This is a genomic window from Epilithonimonas sp. UC225_85, from assembly GCF_042695135.1.
Lineage (GTDB): Bacteria > Bacteroidota > Bacteroidia > Flavobacteriales > Weeksellaceae > Epilithonimonas.
In genome coordinates, this window is sequence record NZ_CP170547.1 from 1,406,626 (window position 1) to 1,423,923 (window position 17,298).

The window sequence follows — 17,298 nt, forward strand, 5'->3', positions numbered from 1 at the left end:
ACATATAAAAACTCAAAAGCTTTGCTTTTTTCAATTTTAATTAACTTTGATTAAAACACAATGATGAAAAGATACTACGTTTACATCTTGCTTTGTACAGATAATACCTATTACACTGGAGCCACAAATGATTTAGAAACACGTTTTCTTTATCATCAAAATGGACAAAACCCAAATTCTTACACCTACACAAGAAGACCTGTCGAAATAGTTTATTATACAGAATTCGATGATGTGAATCAGGCAATTGCCTTTGAAAAACAGGTGAAAGGCTGGAGTAGAGCGAAAAAAGAAGCTATTATCAATGATGAATGGCAAAAATTACCTAATCTCGCCAGGAGAAAGTTTCCGAATCAGTAATTTTTATATGGAAAAAATCTAAAGATTTTTGAAGTATTTATATGTCTTCGAGAACCTCAGACTGACAGTCAAACAGTCTGCAATTAAGATTGACATTTAATAGTCTTGATGATCCTAAATTAAAAATGAATAATTAAAAGCTTTCGAGAACCTAAAACTGACAACAGTTGCTATTAGAGATGTCATGCTGAGGTTCTCGAAGCATTGAAGCAATTTGAATATAATCTACAAAGTTTCCAAATATGCTTTCCAGCCCTCAGTTTTATAACGCAAAGCTTCCAATTCAGGTTCTTCGGATTTGTAAATCCCGCGTCCAACGATGATGAAATCGGTTCCATAATTTTTGATGACGTGTTCAGGAGAATTGTACTGTTGACCTTTGTCATCACCAGTTTCTCCAAGATTCACACCAGGTGTAAAGAGTAGGAGTTGGTCAGATATCTCGTTTTGAGCCACACAACCGATGATATTTGGATGGTTTTCTATCACTTTCATCGCTTCTTCACGGTAATGAGAATCCGTCAAAGTACCTTTAGAAGACATTCCCAAGATAGCAACCACGCCAACATTCATAAAGCAATCCAAACTCTTGCTGCCGCCAATAACGTGGGAAGTTACAAGGTCTGCCCAGTTGGATATTTTGTAAGTTCCGTAAGAAAATTGCAATTCCTGCGTATTTCCGATGTCAGCAAATTTGCGGTCTTCCATCAATAAGAAGTTATGTTTAGTTGCCAGATCTTTTAATGGCAAAATGGTTTCATCCGCATCAAAATCATTCAGAATATCAATGTGCGTTTTAAGTGCCGCAATGTGAGGACCAACAAAATCTGCAAAATTCAGCAATTCTTTTGTCGTAATAAAATCAGCTGAAGCGATGAGGTTTGACCTTTTTTCAATGGCGATTTCAAGGATTTTCCTGGCGAAAGAATGTTCTGCGGACTCCAATTTCTGCTCGTAAGACAAACGTTTTTTCTCTTCGAAGACAACCTGATTTCCGTTCACAAAATCCTGAATTCTCGCAACTTCATCCTCATCAATATAATTGACTTCTCTCAAAATCTCCACGACTTCAGAAATGTTGAAAAGTGAATGAACTTTATAACCTTTCGTCTCCAATTTCTCTTTTCCACCTTGCTCACGGTCGAGTACGACAACGATGTCGGAAACTTTGATGCCTTCGTTTTCCACTTCGTCGATGGTTTCTACGAGAGATTTTCCGGAAGTAATCACATCTTCTACCAAAAGACAGTTTTGACCTTTTTCGTAAATACCTTCGATCAGTTTTTTGGTGCCGTAAGATTTGGCTTCTTTTCTTTTGATAATGAGCGGAATATAACTTTCTAGTGACATTGCCGTTGCCATCGGAAGTGCAGCATAAGGAACACCACAAATAATGTCAAAATTATCCAACGGAAGCATTTCCAGAAGATAATTGGCAAGTTTTTTCAGGATTTTTGGGTCAGAAGCGAGTGGCCGCAAATCCACGTAAAACGGACTTTCAATCCCGCTTTTCAATGTGAAACGCCCAAATTTGATGATCCCGAGTTTGTAACACTCGAGGAAGAATTCTTTTTTACTTTCCATTTACTTTTCTTAGATTTCTACAAATTTAAGGCGAATTTTTCAGACAGAAAAAAATGAAGAAGTTTAAACTCTCGCAGATTTTCCAGATTTGGCAGATGAAAAATTACGAATAATTTAAATCTGCTGAATTTGCTTAATCTGCGAGAAACATAAATTCACTTAAATCTCTTTCCATTTTGGATTTGTAGCAAATATCTTTTCATTGATTTTGCAATTCTCAGAATGCGCTCCTTTCAGAAAACCAATACTCATAAGAAATTCGCCGACAATTTCGCCACCTGTGAATTTGAAAGTTTTCTTGAATAGCTTCACCCATTCTTCCTTAGTTTTCGGATGATGATGTTCCAGCCATTTTTCGAAAGAGCCAAATTCTTTTTTTAATTCCAGAATAGTTTTTGCATTTTCTATGGCTGCGTTGACTTTTAATTTATTTCGGATAATTCCGGGATCAGACAGCAATCTTTCACGGTCTTTTTCCGTGTAAGCTGCAATTTTTTCGATACTGAAATTACTGTAAGCCTTCCGGAAAGAATCTTCTTTTTTCAAAATTGTTTCCCAACTCAATCCGGCTTGGTTGATTTCCATAATCAATCTTCCGAAAAGTTCATCATCATTATGTATGGGAAAACCGTAATGGTTATCGTGGTAATTTTTGTGCAATGCTTTTCTTTCTTCAGGCTGCATTGTTTCTATGGCTGCGCAATATGACATTTCTTATAGATATTAGAAGTTAGGTTTTAGATATTAAAAAGGACTTTAAAACAGATTTTCAGTTTTCGTCAGGAATTTGTCCATCGCTTCCTTGATGTCGATATCCATTCTGTCGGAAAGATTGATGATCCACCAAATGGATTCTGCTAATTTATGCTTCAATTCTGCATCCGAATTGGCTTTTGACCATGTTTTCTCGTGTGACATTGTATTTCGTCCTACCAATCCGGCGTCCGACAAAAATCCAAGGGCATCTTGTTCAATTGTCCAGACTTTGCCATTTTGTTTTAGCTCAAGTTCGTGATATAATTTTCGAATCCTGATTGATCTTTCTATGATTTCGTCGAATTTTTCAACTGCCATTTTTATATTATTTAAAACAAAAATACAAAGTAAATCGGTCTTAATAAGTTCCTTTTTGGCAAAATCCTTATCTTCGTCAAAAGCTTTTTTAAAATGAACAAAACACTGACTTTTTCCTTTTTCCTTTTCTCTTTTCTCTTTTTCAATGCTCAGATTGAAGAGAAAAAACTCGACGAACTGATTCAGAATTCACTTAAAACCTTCGACGTTCCGGGAATGTCTGTGGGAATTGTGAAAGACGGAAAAGTGATTTATGCCAAAGGATTCGGTGTTCGTTCACTTAATAATAGTCAGCCGATGGACGAGAATACGTTGGTAGGAATTGCATCTAATAGTAAAGGTTTTACTTGCACCGCTTTGGCAATTCTGGCCGACGAAGGCAAAATAAGCTGGGATGATAAAGTCAGCAAATATATCCCTGAATTCCAAATGGCTGACCCATACGTTTCTCAAAATGTGACGATTAAAGATTTGATTACGCATAGAGCCGGACTCGGTTTGGGTCAAGGTGATTTGATGTTTTTTCCTGAAGGCGGAAATTTTACGGTAAATGATATTGTTCACAATGTTCGTTATCTGAAACCAGAAAATCCTTTCAGAACGACTTTGGATTACAATAATATTATGTTCATCGTTGCTGGTGAAGTGATTCACAGAGTTTCCGGATTGCAATGGGCAGATTTCATCGAGCAGAGGATTATGAAACCAGTCGGAATGACGGCGAGTTTCGGAAGTTATAAGAAAGCAGTTACTGCAAATGCCCAAAATATCATCGATGCACACGCACCGGTTGACGGAAAAGCAATTGCAGTTCCTCACGATTGGAATGATACGGCAAACGCAGCCGGCGGAATCTTGAGTAATATTAAAGATATGACCACTTGGGCAGATTTTCTTCTCAATGGCTTCGTAACCAAAGATGGAAAGCGATTGGTTTCTGAGAAAAATGCACACGAGCTTTGGAGTCTTCAGATTCCGGACAAAGTTGGGATTACTTCTCCTTATGATACGCATTTTTATGGTTATGGATTAGGTTGGTTTTTGAGCGATGTGAAAGGTCATTTGCAGGTTCAGCATTCTGGCGGTTTGATTGGAACGGTGACGCATTTTACCTTGATTCCTGATATGAAACTGGGAATTGTGGTTTTGACTAATCAGCAATCTGGTGCGGCTTTTTCCACAATTACAAATTCTGTGAAAGATGCTTATCTGAAAGTTGAAAACCGCGATTGGTTGAAAATCTATGGCGACAGAAATAAGAAAAATGAAGAGTTTTTTGCCAAACAAAAGAAAGACGTTTACGACAAAGCTTCTAAGTTTAAATCTGATTTGAAAGACGACCAGTTCATTGGTTGGTACAAAGATGAATGGTTTGGGATCGTTGAGGTTTCCAAAGTTGGAAAAGCTTACAGAATTCTCAGCAAATCTTCTCCGAGATTGAAAGGCGATTTGATTCCATATTCCGCAAATTCATTTGTAGTGAAATGGGACGACAGAAGTTACGATGCCGATGTTTTCTTCACTTTGAATTTTGATGAAAATGGAAAAGCCGTTTCTGCGAAAATGAAACCGATTTCTGATGTCACGGATTTTAGTTTTGATTTTGAGGATTTGGATTTGAAGAAGATTAATTAATGGAAAAATTACAATCCCATAAAACCGAAATCTCCGACAAAGGATTCACAATCATCAATCAAGTTTTTTCTGAGAAAGAAATCAATCAAATCATTAATGTCATTGATTCTATAGATACTTCAAAGGAAACTTTCAGGAAATCGGAAGACCTTTTTGCTATCAGACAATTCTTGAAGGAAGTTCCGGGAAGTCATCAATTTATTTTTAATGATAACATTAAGAAAATCATTAATGAAATCTTTGGAGATAATTATTTTGTGGTCAAAAGTATCTATTTTGATAAGCCTGAAAAATCAAACTGGTACGTTTCCTATCATCAGGATTTGACCATTTCGGTAGATAAGAAATTAGACTTGAAAGGTTTCGGACCTTGGACGACGAAGCAAAATCAATTTGCTGTTCAGCCACCAATCGATTATTTGAAAAATATATTTACAATCAGAATTCATCTTGATGATACGGATGAAAATAACGGCGCTTTGAAAGTGGTTCCAAATTCCCACAGTAAGGAAATCTACCGACCGGAAACTATCGACTGGAATGTTGAAACCGAGGAAATTTGCTCTGTAAACAAAGGCGGAATTATGATTATGAAACCACTAATTCTTCACGGTTCAAACAGAACAACAAACAATAAAAAACGCAGAGTCATCCACATTGAGTTTTCCAATATGGAATTGCCTGAGGAAGTCAATTGGTCTGAAAGATTGAATTGAAATTTAATCTGGTCTTTTCACAATGTCTTGAGAAGCATTGAAAACTGCTTTTACGAGAATAAGTTTGTCAGTCTCATCGATTTGATAAAAAATAATGTACGGATATTTTGAAAACGTAAGACCTCGGAAATCCTTATAATAAATTTGGAAAAAGGGATTTTGAGAAATTTTCTTTAACGTCAAATCATAATCCTCGACGAAATTCTGAGCAACTTTTAACGAAGCTTCTCTTTTATAATAAGCTACAGCTTTTCTTACATCAGCTTTTGCAACGGGAGAAATCTTGACTTTATAAGCCATATTCTTTTTTCAATTCGGCCACGAACGCGTCATTGTCCTGATATTCTGACAGAGGCAAATCTTCTTGGTTGTCCAATGTTTTCTTTTGTTCTTCGGAAAGTTCAAAATTATTGGCTTCCTCAGCAATATTCGGATACTGTTTTTTTAATTTCTCCCATTCTTTGATGGGAATGAAAACGCCGGTTGGTACGCCATTATGGTCTTCGATTACTTGTGTCTTCATTGTTCCAAATTTTCAGTGAATCATCTTTTATCAAAAGTACAATTTTTTATTAAACTAAAAAGCCTTTCAAAGTTTTAACTCCGAAAGGCTTTTGTTATATTAATTTTAAAGATTAAATCTCTTTAAACTGCAAATTCTGCTCTTCAACTTGTTTATCTGCCAAATCTTTGTAATAGCCAACTTCTAATTTTTTGTAGATAGAATCAAAAGCTTCCAATGTTTCGTTAATCTCCGCATCTGTATGGGAAGCCGTCGGGATTAATCTTAATAGAATCATTCCTTTTGGGATCACAGGATAGGAAACTACAGATGTAAAAATCAAATAATTTTCTCTTAAATCTCTTGCCAACATCATCGCTTCCATTGGGCCTCCTTGGATGAAAACCGGTGTTACACAAGTGTTGGTGTCTCCAAGATTGTAACCAATTTTCTTAAGTCCGCCTTGTAGTTTTTCAACATTTTCCCAAAGTTTAGCTTTGATTTCTGGTCTTGACCTCAATAGTTCCAATCTCTTCAAACCTCCGATTACCATTGGCATTGTCAAAGATTTTGCAAAGATTTGGGACCTTAGGTTGAATTTCAGATAACGGATAATTTCTTTGTTCCCAGCTAAGAAAGCTCCGAAGCCAGCCATAGATTTTGCAAACGTAGAGAAATAAACATCGATCTCATCCTGACATCCTTGCTCTTCTCCAGCTCCAGCTCCGGTGGCACCAAGTGTCCCGAATCCGTGCGCATCATCCACCAAAATTCTGAAACCATATTTTTCTTTCAGGGCACAGATCTCTTTCAATTTTCCTTGCTGACCTCTCATTCCGAAAACGCCTTCCGTAATGACCAAGATTCCACCTCCGGTTTCTGCAGTTACTTTTTGAGCTCTTTGCAGGTTTTTTTCAAGACTTACAATGTCGTTGTGTCTGTAGGTAAAACGTTTTCCAGAATGTAATCTAACGCCATCCACGATACAAGCGTGAGAATCTACATCATAAACAATCACGTCATTTCTGGAAACCAAAGCATCAATGCAAGACACCATTCCCTGATAACCAAAATTCAAAAGATATGCTGATTCTTTCTGAACAAATTCTGCCAATTCTCTCTCCAACTGCAAATGTTGATCGGTCTCGCCGGACATTGCTCTTGCACCCATTGGATAAAACATTCCGTATTCTGCAGCTGCCTTTGCATCGGCTTCCAAAACTTCCGGATGGTTGCAAAGTCCCAGATAATCATTGGCACTCCAGAAAATTACTTCTTTCCCCTGAAATTTCATTCTAGGACCAATCGGGCCTTCCAATCTTGGGAAAATATAATAGCCTTCCGCATAATCTGCAAATTGTCCCAAAGGACCTGGATTCTGTTTTATTCTTTCAAAAATGTCCATTTTTCTAACTAATATTTTTTGATTTACTGAAAAAACCTTTTGTCTTTCCAAAAGGTTTATTAATATTTTGAATTATTATTTGATAATTTCTGTCTTGAAGATCTCATCGTAATTGTGAAAACAATTGTTGATGAAACCTTGCTCTTCCATCCATTTGTCACTGTATACTTTAGTGATGTAACGTGAGCCGTGATCCGGGAAAATTAAAACAACCAAATCATCACTTTTAAACTCGTGAGAATTGGCGTATTGGATCAAAGCCTGAGTAACAGCTCCAGTTGTGTAACCGCCCATAATCGCTTCTTTCAACGCAATTTCGCGGGTTCTATAAGCCGACATTTCGTCATTCACTCTTACATATTCATCAATTTTATCAAAAAGAAGTGCACCTGGAATCAGGTTTTTTCCAAGACCTTCGATCTGATAAGGATGGATTTCTGTTTTATTGATTTTCCCTGTTTCGTGGTAAGTTTTCAGGATAGATCCGTCTGCATCTACGCCTATTACTTTGATTTCAGGATTTTGTTCTTTCAAATATTTTGCAGTTCCGGAAAGTGTTCCTCCGGTTCCTGTACAAGCAAAAACGTGTGTGATCTTTCCATCAGTCTGGTTCCAAAGTTCGGGTCCAGTTGTCTGGTAATGCGCATCAATATTCAGTTCATTAAAATACTGATTGATATAAACTGAATTAGGTGTTTCTCTTGCAATTCTTTTTGCAACTTCATAATAAGATTTCGGATCATCAGCCGGAACAGAAGCAGGACAAACATAAACTGTTGCGCCCAAAGCTTTCAGATAAGCAATTTTCTCGGCTTTCGTTTTATCACTTACGGCAAGGATGCATTTGTAACCTTTTACGATACAAACCATCGCTATAGAAAATCCGGTATTTCCGGATGTGGTTTCAACTATGACAGAATCAGGTTTTATCAGACCTTTTTTCTCTGCATTTTCTATGATGTGAAGGGCAATTCTATCTTTCGTAGAATGGCCTGGATTATAAGATTCCAACTTAGCGTATACTGTCGCAGGAATGTCCTTGGTAACGTGATTCAATTTGACCAACGGGGTGTTGCCAATCAAACCAAGAATATTATCGTATACATTCGTCATTTTATATCATTTTTCTCTCAAAAACTGTCTGCAAAAATAAAAAAAAAATTGCAATGTTTTTTAGTTTTAGAACATTAATGTGTTAGGTGTCTGATATATTGTAAACTAATCCATAGAAATTCTGCATTTTATATAAATTTCTAAAGTTTAATTTTTGTTAAAAACATCAATAACTAAATCAAAAATGCTAATTTCGCCGATATTTCTTGTTATAATATGAAGAACTGGACTTTTAAACAATGGAACACCATTCTCGGATGGGTCGTTTTTGCAATTGCATTCATTACTTATTTATCAACCATAGAACCTAATTTCAGTTTTTGGGATTGTGGAGAATATATTTCTTCAGCGGTGAAACTGGAAGTGACTCATGCTCCCGGAGCAGCACTTTTTCAGTTGGTTGGAGCTGTTGTGGCGTTGTTCGCCTTTGGCGATGGACAGCATTATTCTTTGGTAATTAATGCGATGTCGGCTTTGTGCAGTGCATTCACGATTCTGTTTTTGTTCTGGACAATTACGCATCTTGTAAGAAGATTATTGAATAAAGAATTCGAAAATATTACAATTGCGGAAGAAATCGCCACTTTGTTTGCCGGAGCAGTTGGAGCATTATGTTTTACTTTTTCTGATAGTTTCTGGTTTTCTGCCGTTGAGGGCGAGGTTTATGCGATGGCAAGTATGTTTATTGCATTAATTGTTTGGCTAATTACAAAATGGGAAAACGAATATCTGGAAAAAGATAATGAACGTTGGATCATCTTATTATTCTTCATTATCGGATTGTCTGTCGGTGTTCACATGATGTGTATGTTGGCATTGCCGGCGGTTTGTCTGATCTATTACACAAGAAATTACAAGTTTACCTGGAAATCTTTCCTGATTGCAAATGCAGTCACTTTAGTAATATTAATTATTGTTTTCAAGATCATTTTCCCGGTTATTATGACTTTGTTCGGGAAGTCGGAAGTTTTCTTTGTGAATGGATTAGGACTGCCTTTCCATTCGGGGACAGTTTTCGCATTCATCATTTTGATTTTACTTTCTTATTTATTAATTACTTATACAAGAAAGACGGGCAAATCACTTTATCAAACCATTGCTCTATCGATTGTTTATATGATCATTGGATTCTCTTGCTGGTTGGTCATCCCGATCAGAGCAATTGCTAATCCGCCAATGAACCTTAATGATCCTGATAACGCTTTGGGAATGTTAGATTATTACAACCGTGAACAATATGGTGACTGGCCGACGATCTACGGACAGAATTACACCGCATATTTGGATCCGAACGGAATCCAAAAAAATGAAGACGGAAGCTATAAAACCGAAAAAACCGGCGATACCTACGAGAAAGATCCGCAAACTGGACGCTATCGTTTGGTAGGAGAGAAGTTTAATTATGTTTTCAGTCCGGAACAAGTGAGTCTGTTTCCAAGGATGTTCAGTGAAGATAAATCGGTGATGCCGAATTACATCTCAATGTATGGCGCGCCGGATTTCACTTTCAATTACGGAAATGAACAGGTTGCCGAAAGTCCGGAAGCTAAACAGTTTTTTGAGGAACTCCGTCAGAAATATGAAAACGGAACCATCAAAATGGATGATTATCTGAAAGCGAAACAGTTCGGTTTGATCAATGTTCAGCGTCCGACTCTGGCTCAGAATCTTGATTATTTCATCACATTTCAGAATTATTTCTACTTCGTAAGATATCTGCTTTGGAACTATTCCGGGCGACAAAATGATGTCGAAGGACACATGGAAAATACCAACGGGAACTTCATCACAGGGATTCCTTTCATCGATAATAATCTTTGGGGCGATCAGGCAGAGATGCCGGCTAAGTTCCAGAATGAGAGCACGGTGAAGTTCTTTATGCTTCCATTAATTTTAGGATTACTCGGATTTTTCTTTCAGCTAAACAGAGATTTCGGAAGATTTTACGCAATATTGTCATTATTCATTTTAACGAGTGTGATGATCGTATTTTATACCGGGATGAAACCTTTTGAACCACGTGAAAGAGATTACGCAATGGTCGGATCCTTCTACGCATTTGCGATTTGGATTGGCTTGGGAGTTGCTGCAATCTATTGGGCGCTTCAGAAAAAAGTAAAAAGTAAAGGCGCTCAGATCATCGCTGGTGTTATTTTGCTGGGAATTCCTTTGATGATGGGCTTCCAGAATTACAATGTGCACGACAGAAGTGAGAGATATACAGCTTACGATTATGCTTATTCTTCTCTAAAATCACTTCCGAAAAACGATATTATGTTTGTTTATGGCGACAATGATACATATCCGGTTTGGGCAATCCAGGAAACTGAGGAGTTCCGTCCGGATGTAAAAGTAGTTAATTTTACCCTGCTCTCAACCCCTTGGAATATAGATCAGGTAAAGAGAAGAACTTACAACTCAATGCCGATTCCGTCAACTTTAACGCACGAAGATTACCGTGAAGGTTCCAATGATCAGGTTTATATGATGTCCAAAGATGATTGGTCCAATATCTTTGCAAACCTGAAAGACCAAGGAGCGACGGATACAGAATTTGCACAATTCAGAAAGTACCTCACTCAGGATTCAATGACATTGAAAGATGCAGTTAACTTCCTGAAAATGAAATCGCCGGAGAAAGATGAGGTCGTGAAGATGATCTTCGGAGAAGAACGTTTTGAGAAATTTAATTTTCTTCCGGTTTCCAAATTTGTACTTCCTGTGAATATCAATAATGCTGTTAAATCAGGCATTATTACTCCGGCAGAAGCTAAAAATGCTGAGAAACAAATCATCATCAATTATAAAGGATCCAGTATGTTCAAAAACAATATGATGATGATGGACATCCTCGCCAACTTCGACTGGAAACGCCCAATCAACTTCTCAAGCGGTGGAATCTACGATGGAAGCAACCTGTTTTTCCTTTCCAATTATCTTAAGTTTGATGGCTTCAGTTACAGATTGGTTCCGATTAAAACGGAAGAATCCGTAGATGGTGAACTGGGAATGGTGAATGCAAACGAGCTTTACAACGTTGTAAAAAATTACAGATGGGGTAATTTCAAAGACCTTAAAACCCATTTTGACGAAACTTGTACACAGAATATCGTGAGCTACAGATCATCCGCAAGCCGTGCTGCAGAAGCTTTGGTATTGAAAGGTGACAAGAAAAGAGCCATCGAAATTCTGGATCTGGCGAGCCGCGAAATCCCGGTTTCTAAATACAATGATCCAAGATCTTTAAGCTCAATCGTTTATGCCTATATCGTTGCCGGTCAGGAACAAAAAGGTCTTAAACTAGCAGAAGATCTCAAAAAAGGAATCTTTGAGGAATATGATTATTACAACAGATTATCACCAAAATTCCAGGTTTATGCATCAAGACAGATGAAAACCAAACCAATGGAATATTCACTTGTAGTTGGTGCCGTATCAGATGCTTACAACAAAATCGGACAAAAAGACAAAGGTTATCAGTATCTTGTTAACTCACTGAATGTCATTGATAAAAGGTTCAACGGCTTCATCAAGGATCTTCAGGAAATGGGCAAAGAAAAAGCCTTCAAAAAAGCCGATGATGTGCAAAAAGTGACATCGTTTTATTCCTATCTCTTTGATATTATGAAAGATTATGACACCACCTACGAAGCCGAAAAGATGGATCAGATCACAAAACAGCTGATGAAAGTCACACAGTAAATAAATCAAGCGGGCAATTTTTTGTCCGCTTTTATTTTATATTTTTATCAAAATTTTTAAGAGCTTAATCCCGCTTTCCGCTATATCTTTTTTGTTATTGCGAACAACGTGAAGTAATCTATTGAACTTTTCAACAAATCGCAATAACAAAAAAGGATGCCGCTGCAATCGGGGCTATGAGCAATTCATCGAATAAAAAATACTTTTTACATTAATACATTTTACTTTTTACAATGAAAAAATTCTGTGCTTTTCTCCGCGGTGTCAATGTCAAAGGAACCAATATGAAAATGGCAGATGTCTGCAAAGTATTTTCAGATGCAGGCGTGGAAAATGTTTCTTCGGTTTTGGCTAGTGGTAATATTCTGTTTCAGTCCGATAAAAATGCTGCAGAATTGAAAAAGATTTTGGAAAAAGCAATGTCGGATCACTTCAGTTATGATGCTTTTCTGTTCATCAAAAATGAAGAAGAGATCCGTGATATTTTCAAAAATAATCCTTTTCCGGTAACCGAAAACTATCATAGTTATGTCTTTCTGGGAAGTGAAAAAGTAGAAAAAACTTTGCTTGAAGAATTTGAAAAAGCAACCAAAGAAGAAGGAGAAAAAGGAAAAATAGTCAACGAAATATTCTACTGGCAGGTTCCAAAAGGACAAACTTTGGATTCAACTTTCGGAAAAATTCTTGGCAAAAAAAGCCTGAAAGATAAAATCACGAGCCGGAATATTAATACTTTTGAGAAAATAATAAAAAAACTATGATGAAAAAACTATTGATTTCCTTTTTGATGATCTGCTCATTGCAGTTCTTTTCACAAGTGAAAATACCTTCTGATTTCGATTTTTCGACAACTTTTTATGAGGCTGAAAACAAATATATAGTCTTTTATCCAAAGCCAGAAGATAAAGGGTTTTCTTTAGGTGTCCCTTATTTTGATTCTTCTGCTGGCTATAGTTATAAATATTTAGGAAACCTGAAAGAAGAAAATGGGAAATTGAATTTTGTTCCTACTGAAAATAATATGATTGCCAGATGGCAGAATATGGATTTGAAAGTTGCTGTTTTATCAGACAAAAGAATCAATGAAATTAAACTTCCCAATCCGCCAGAATTTCTTAAATTCTATAAAAGTGACAAACCGGACAAAGATTTTTTAGTTGACAAATTAAGCTTTCTTAATGGTACTAATTTTTCAAACTTGGCCTTACCAAAATTAGAACAGCTTAGAGAAGAAGGTTACAAGTCACTGAAATTTTATTTTGAATTGGCTTTTGCTTATAATGCGTTGGATCAATCCCCAAGAGCAGAAGAAATTATCAATGAGGCCGAGAAAAATAATTTTAAAGATGAGTTGATGATTAAGGAAATGCATTATGCATTGCTACATCAAAATAAATTGATTCCTGCTGCTGATTATCTTCAAAATAATTTAAATAATTTTAAAACTAAGAATTATAAAAGTGAATGTATTGTCAATCAAATCATTAACTTCAGTAATAAAAAAGATTGGAAGAATACTGAAAAATGGATCAAAATCTATAAAACCAAGATTGGTGAAGATCAATATAAGTCACACGTTGATAAAATTGAACAGGAATTAAAGTCAGATCGATAATTGATATTGTTACAACTATTTCCAAATTCAGGACTCGAAAAATTTTTCTGTTAAAATCCGTATATTTGTATTCAAATTTTAGAAAATCTAAAGTCTAAAATTCACAACTAAAAATCAAAATAATGATACAATATCTGGATAAAATCCACCATAAAGATTCCAAGAATTTCTTCCTTATTGCTGGTCCTTGTGCAATTGAGGATGAGACAATGGCTCTGCAGATCGCAGAACACATCGTGAAACTTTCCGATAAATACAATATTCCTTACATCTTCAAAGGGAGTTTCAGAAAAGCAAACAGAAGCCGCGTAGATTCTTTCACAGGAATCGGCGATGAAAAAGCGTTGAAAATCCTTAGAAAAGTGGGAGAGACGTTCAATATTCCGACAACCACAGATATACACGAGAACGATCATGCTGCTTTGGCTGCAGAATATGTAGATGTCTTACAAATTCCCGCGTTTTTGGTAAGACAAACTGATCTTTTGATCGCAGCTGCTGAAACGGGAAAAGCGGTGAGTCTTAAAAAAGGACAATTTCTTTCTCCCGAAGCGATGAAATTTGCGGTTCAGAAAGTAAGAGATTCCGGGAACAATAAAACTGCGATTATTGAGAGAGGAAATTCTTTCGGTTACACAGATCTTGTCGTAGATTTCCGAGGGATTCCAACGATGAGAGAATATTCTCCAGTTATTTTGGATGTGACGCATTCATTACAACAACCCAATCAGAATTCTGGCGTTACAGGCGGAAGACCAGAATTGATAGAAACCATTGCAAAGGCGGGAATTGCTGTTGGTGCAGACGGTCTTTTTATCGAAACTCACCCAGACCCTTCTGTTGCAAAATCGGACGGTGCAAATATGCTGAAACTAGATCTGCTGGATGGTCTGCTTGGAAAACTAACCAGAATAAGAGAAGCAATATTATAAAAATAAAAGTCCGGTAATTCCGGACTTTTTTTCTTACTTGAAATGAGTGAAAATTCAAATAATTATTTAATATTTCATAATTTACAGACAATTCTCAGCAAACAAATCAATTTTTTGTACAACAATTATAAATATTCTTTCGTTCTTTAGATTAATTGTTATTTTTGCTAACCCAAGATTATTTTAAAATATAAAATCGACAATAAAAACTACAACATTGAAAAATTATATTCTCTTAATTCTTTTCTTTCTGCCGATAGTGGCATTTTCTCAAATCAATTTAAAAGTCTTGGACGAAGACGGAAAGGCAGTGTCCGAAGCAGATGTAATCTATAATAATCAAACCTATCAAACCGATAAAAATGGCTTTGTAAAATTGCCACTTTCAGATTCTGAACAGACTCTGAGTGTGCAGAAATTAAACTTTAAAGGTTTTTCAAAAGTCATCAAAACAACGCCGAAGACTCAAAATATCAATGTCCTTTTTCTTCCTGCAATTAACGAAAATGAAATTCAGGAAGTTGTTTTTCAGAAAAAGGCAAAATTCAAAACGAATGATATTACTTCCATAGAGATTTCTGCAAAAGAAGCAAAAGAAGTAGCATCATTGGCCGGAGGCGTAGAAGGGCTTTTGAAAAGTTTACCATCCGTAAACTCCAATGCAGAACTTAGTTCGCAATATATGGTAAGAGGAGGCAGTTATGATGAGAATCTTATTTACATCAATGATATCGAGTTGTACCGTCCGTTTTTGGTGCGTAATTCTTTGCAGGAAGGGATGAGTATCATCAATCCTGATATGGTTTCTACAATCAACTTTTCTGCTGGTGGATTTGAACCGAGATATGGTGATAAAATGTCGTCTGCACTTAACATTTATTACAGACAACCGGAGAAGTTTGAACTTTCCGGAGAAGCGAGTTTAATTGGGGGACGTTTGACAACCGGATTTGCTTCCAAAGACAAAAAATTCACTGGATTGATTTCCGGACGTTACAGAAATACAAACCTGGTTCTTAATACCCTTAATGAAGATACAGATTTCAATCCGAGATATATGGATGTACAGACTTATCTTAATTATCAGTTCAATGACAAGTGGTCCCTTTCATTCTTGGGCTATTATGCAAAGAATGATTATGAAATGATCCCGAAAGAAAAAGAAGTGGACTTTGGAAGTGCTTTGCAACCATTGAAACTCACGGTTTTCTACAACGGACAAGAAGATGACCAGTACAAAAATATGATGGGAACGGTGAGCGTTAACTTCAAACCAAATAAAAAATGGCAACTTACACTGGATAATTTTGCTTATCAAAACAGAGAAAGAGAATATTATTCCATCGCATCTGGTTATATTTTGGAAGCTTTTGATGAAGATGGAAATCCGGTTGCCGGTTATGATGCCGGCGGACAGATCGACCACGCAAGAAATGACTTATTAGTGAGAGTTGCTGGTTCGCAGTTCAGAACCAAGTTCTCTCCCGATGTCAATACAGATTTAGAAGTTGGTGTAAAATACGAAAGAGAAACCATCAAAGATTTCACAAACGAATGGCAGTTTGTAGATTCCATCGGTTACAGCAATCCAAGGGATTTTGTGCTTCCAGGAAATCTCGACACTTCTGCCCTTAATCTTAAATATTACATTGCCGGACAAAACGATATCAATCCGACAAGAATCTCTGCTTATGCTCAGTTTTCTAAAAAGTTCTATTGGGGAAGCAACAGGATCTTTGTAAATGGAGGTGCAAGGATCCAGAACTGGAGTTTCAACAAGGAAACATTATTCAGTCCGAGAGCTCAGTTTGCCATCAAACCGAATTGGGATATGGATATGTTATTCCGTGTTGCAGGTGGTATTTATTATCAGGCGCCTTTTTATAAGGAGATTAAAGATTTGACCGGTGCTTTCAATTCTGATATCACGGCTCAGAAATCTTATCAGATCATTGTTGCCAATGATTACGAATTTCAGGTTAAGGAAAGAAAATTCAAGCTGACAACAGAAGCATATTATAAGAAAATGGAAAACCTGATTCCGTATTATATGGATAATGTGAGAGTCAGATATTCCGGTAAAAATAATGCCGAAGGATATGCTTACGGATTGGATGCGAGATTATTTGGGCAGTTTGTTCCGGGTATTGACTCTTGGATTTCTGCAAGTTATGCCAGAGTTTATGAAAATATAGAAGGAATGGGTTATATCCCGAGACCTACAGATCAGCGTTTCCGTTTCTCTATGTTCTATCAGGATTATATGCCAAAATTCCCAAGTATGAGGGTTAATCTGACTCTGACTTACGCCAGCGGATTGCCATCCGGAACACCGGTTTTATTTGATGCCAACGGATTGCCGGATTATTTGGCAGCTTACCGTTATCAGAAAAATTTACCGGCTTACAAAAGAGTCGATATTGGTTTGACCAAAGTTTTTATCGATCAGAAGGACAACAAAGCGAGCGGAAATTTCTGGGGCAAGTTCAAGGAACTGACTTTGGGTGTTCAGATCTTCAACGCGTTTAATATCAATAATACGATTGCCAATCAGTGGATCAGCGATGTGAATTCTTCGCCACAATTATATTATCCTGTTCCAGTAAGATTGACAGGAAGATTCTTCAATGTTAAGTTAGAATTCAAATTGTAAGATTAAT

General features: G+C 36.6%; 15 protein-coding genes. 8 read left to right on the top strand and 7 right to left on the bottom strand.

The window, feature by feature from the left end:
• Nucleotides 1-63 precede the first annotated feature (63 nt).
• On the top strand, nucleotides 64-360 hold the full coding sequence (locus ACFJGY_RS06670) for a GIY-YIG nuclease family protein (RefSeq protein WP_379970127.1): 297 nt from the start codon (nucleotides 64-66) through the stop codon (nucleotides 358-360).
• Nucleotides 361-585: 225 nt separating this feature from the next.
• On the opposite strand, the gene pyrF is transcribed toward ACFJGY_RS06670, so the two are convergent.
• From pyrF to ACFJGY_RS06685, 3 genes are all read right to left on the bottom strand, one after another.
• A complete protein-coding gene (gene pyrF, locus ACFJGY_RS06675) occupies nucleotides 586-1,944 on the bottom strand; it encodes an orotidine-5'-phosphate decarboxylase (RefSeq protein ID WP_379969338.1) in 1,359 nt (452 codons plus the stop codon).
• Between the two features lie 159 nt (nucleotides 1,945-2,103).
• On the bottom strand, nucleotides 2,104-2,655 hold the full coding sequence (locus ACFJGY_RS06680) for a DNA-3-methyladenine glycosylase I (protein ID WP_379969340.1): 552 nt from the start codon (nucleotides 2,653-2,655) through the stop codon (nucleotides 2,104-2,106).
• Between the two features lie 45 nt (nucleotides 2,656-2,700).
• The gene (locus ACFJGY_RS06685; RefSeq protein WP_379969342.1) at nucleotides 2,701-3,018 is read right to left on the bottom strand and encodes a MazG-like protein; all 318 of its coding nucleotides are present in this window, start codon (nucleotides 3,016-3,018) and stop codon (nucleotides 2,701-2,703) included.
• 93 nt (nucleotides 3,019-3,111) lie between these two features.
• Here ACFJGY_RS06685 and ACFJGY_RS06690 point away from each other — a divergent pair, with 93 nt between their 5' ends.
• Nucleotides 3,112-4,653 carry a serine hydrolase gene (locus tag ACFJGY_RS06690; RefSeq protein ID WP_379969344.1) on the top strand — a complete coding sequence of 514 codons (1,542 nt, stop codon included), beginning with the start codon at nucleotides 3,112-3,114 and terminating at the stop codon, nucleotides 4,651-4,653.
• The gene (locus ACFJGY_RS06695; protein WP_379969346.1) at nucleotides 4,653-5,369 is read left to right on the top strand and encodes a phytanoyl-CoA dioxygenase family protein; all 717 of its coding nucleotides are present in this window, start codon (nucleotides 4,653-4,655) and stop codon (nucleotides 5,367-5,369) included. Before ACFJGY_RS06690 ends, ACFJGY_RS06695 begins: the two co-directional genes overlap by 1 nt.
• A 3-nt stretch (nucleotides 5,370-5,372) precedes the next feature.
• On the opposite strand, the gene ACFJGY_RS06700 is transcribed toward ACFJGY_RS06695, so the two are convergent.
• From ACFJGY_RS06700 to ACFJGY_RS06715, 4 genes are all read right to left on the bottom strand, one after another.
• The gene (locus tag ACFJGY_RS06700; RefSeq protein ID WP_379969348.1) at nucleotides 5,373-5,669 is read right to left on the bottom strand and encodes a type II toxin-antitoxin system RelE/ParE family toxin; all 297 of its coding nucleotides are present in this window, start codon (nucleotides 5,667-5,669) and stop codon (nucleotides 5,373-5,375) included.
• Nucleotides 5,659-5,892 (bottom strand): hypothetical protein, encoded by a 234-nt coding sequence (locus ACFJGY_RS06705; protein WP_379969350.1) that lies wholly within the window; start codon nucleotides 5,890-5,892, stop codon nucleotides 5,659-5,661. The genes ACFJGY_RS06700 and ACFJGY_RS06705 overlap by 11 nt, the downstream gene beginning before the upstream one ends.
• Nucleotides 5,893-6,004: 112 nt before the next feature.
• The gene (locus tag ACFJGY_RS06710) at nucleotides 6,005-7,276 is read right to left on the bottom strand and encodes an aminotransferase class I/II-fold pyridoxal phosphate-dependent enzyme (RefSeq protein ID WP_379969352.1); all 1,272 of its coding nucleotides are present in this window, start codon (nucleotides 7,274-7,276) and stop codon (nucleotides 6,005-6,007) included.
• 75 nt (nucleotides 7,277-7,351) lie between these two features.
• Complete coding sequence (locus ACFJGY_RS06715; protein WP_379969354.1) at nucleotides 7,352-8,389, bottom strand: PLP-dependent cysteine synthase family protein; 1,038 nt, start codon at nucleotides 8,387-8,389, stop codon at nucleotides 7,352-7,354.
• A gap of 216 nt (nucleotides 8,390-8,605) precedes the next feature.
• Between ACFJGY_RS06715 and ACFJGY_RS06720 the strand changes: the two genes are divergently transcribed.
• The 5 genes from ACFJGY_RS06720 to ACFJGY_RS06740 all read left to right on the top strand — a co-directional run bounded on the left by ACFJGY_RS06720 (nucleotide 8,606) and on the right by ACFJGY_RS06740 (nucleotide 17,291).
• Nucleotides 8,606-12,091: a DUF2723 domain-containing protein gene (locus ACFJGY_RS06720; protein WP_379969356.1), complete on the top strand. Its 3,486-nt coding sequence runs from the start codon at nucleotides 8,606-8,608 to the stop codon at nucleotides 12,089-12,091.
• Between the two features lie 233 nt (nucleotides 12,092-12,324).
• Nucleotides 12,325-12,852, top strand: a complete 528-nt coding sequence (locus ACFJGY_RS06725) for a DUF1697 domain-containing protein (protein WP_379969358.1) — start codon at nucleotides 12,325-12,327, stop codon at nucleotides 12,850-12,852.
• Nucleotides 12,849-13,706, top strand: coding sequence for a hypothetical protein (locus ACFJGY_RS06730; RefSeq protein ID WP_379969360.1), 858 nt, complete (start codon nucleotides 12,849-12,851; stop codon nucleotides 13,704-13,706). Before ACFJGY_RS06725 ends, ACFJGY_RS06730 begins: the two co-directional genes overlap by 4 nt.
• Nucleotides 13,707-13,828: 122 nt before the next feature.
• The gene (gene kdsA, locus ACFJGY_RS06735; RefSeq protein ID WP_379969362.1) at nucleotides 13,829-14,638 is read left to right on the top strand and encodes a 3-deoxy-8-phosphooctulonate synthase; all 810 of its coding nucleotides are present in this window, start codon (nucleotides 13,829-13,831) and stop codon (nucleotides 14,636-14,638) included.
• A gap of 472 nt (nucleotides 14,639-15,110) precedes the next feature.
• Nucleotides 15,111-17,291 carry a TonB-dependent receptor plug domain-containing protein gene (locus ACFJGY_RS06740; RefSeq protein WP_379970129.1) on the top strand — a complete coding sequence of 727 codons (2,181 nt, stop codon included), beginning with the start codon at nucleotides 15,111-15,113 and terminating at the stop codon, nucleotides 17,289-17,291.
• The last annotated feature ends 7 nt before the right edge of the window (nucleotides 17,292-17,298 follow it).

What these genes read in the sequence shown, in the direction of transcription:
- ACFJGY_RS06720 (WP_379969356.1), top strand. Translation starts at nt 8,606, where the DNA reads ATGAAGAACTGGACTTTTAAACAATGGAACACCATTCTCGGATGGGTC.
- ACFJGY_RS06690 (WP_379969344.1), top strand. Translation starts at nt 3,112, where the DNA reads ATGAACAAAACACTGACTTTTTCCTTTTTCCTTTTCTCTTTTCTCTTT.
- ACFJGY_RS06685 (WP_379969342.1), bottom strand. Translation starts at nt 3,018, where the DNA reads ATGGCAGTTGAAAAATTCGACGAAATCATAGAAAGATCAATCAGGATT.
- ACFJGY_RS06695 (WP_379969346.1), top strand. Translation starts at nt 4,653, where the DNA reads ATGGAAAAATTACAATCCCATAAAACCGAAATCTCCGACAAAGGATTC.
- ACFJGY_RS06725 (WP_379969358.1), top strand. Translation starts at nt 12,325, where the DNA reads ATGAAAAAATTCTGTGCTTTTCTCCGCGGTGTCAATGTCAAAGGAACC.
- ACFJGY_RS06715 (WP_379969354.1), bottom strand. Translation starts at nt 8,389, where the DNA reads ATGACGAATGTATACGATAATATTCTTGGTTTGATTGGCAACACCCCG.
- pyrF (WP_379969338.1), bottom strand. Translation starts at nt 1,944, where the DNA reads ATGGAAAGTAAAAAAGAATTCTTCCTCGAGTGTTACAAACTCGGGATC.
- ACFJGY_RS06680 (WP_379969340.1), bottom strand. Translation starts at nt 2,655, where the DNA reads ATGTCATATTGCGCAGCCATAGAAACAATGCAGCCTGAAGAAAGAAAA.
- ACFJGY_RS06730 (WP_379969360.1), top strand. Translation starts at nt 12,849, where the DNA reads ATGATGAAAAAACTATTGATTTCCTTTTTGATGATCTGCTCATTGCAG.
- kdsA (WP_379969362.1), top strand. Translation starts at nt 13,829, where the DNA reads ATGATACAATATCTGGATAAAATCCACCATAAAGATTCCAAGAATTTC.
- ACFJGY_RS06710 (WP_379969352.1), bottom strand. Translation starts at nt 7,276, where the DNA reads ATGGACATTTTTGAAAGAATAAAACAGAATCCAGGTCCTTTGGGACAA.
- ACFJGY_RS06700 (WP_379969348.1), bottom strand. Translation starts at nt 5,669, where the DNA reads ATGGCTTATAAAGTCAAGATTTCTCCCGTTGCAAAAGCTGATGTAAGA.
- ACFJGY_RS06670 (WP_379970127.1), top strand. Translation starts at nt 64, where the DNA reads ATGAAAAGATACTACGTTTACATCTTGCTTTGTACAGATAATACCTAT.
- ACFJGY_RS06705 (WP_379969350.1), bottom strand. Translation starts at nt 5,892, where the DNA reads ATGAAGACACAAGTAATCGAAGACCATAATGGCGTACCAACCGGCGTT.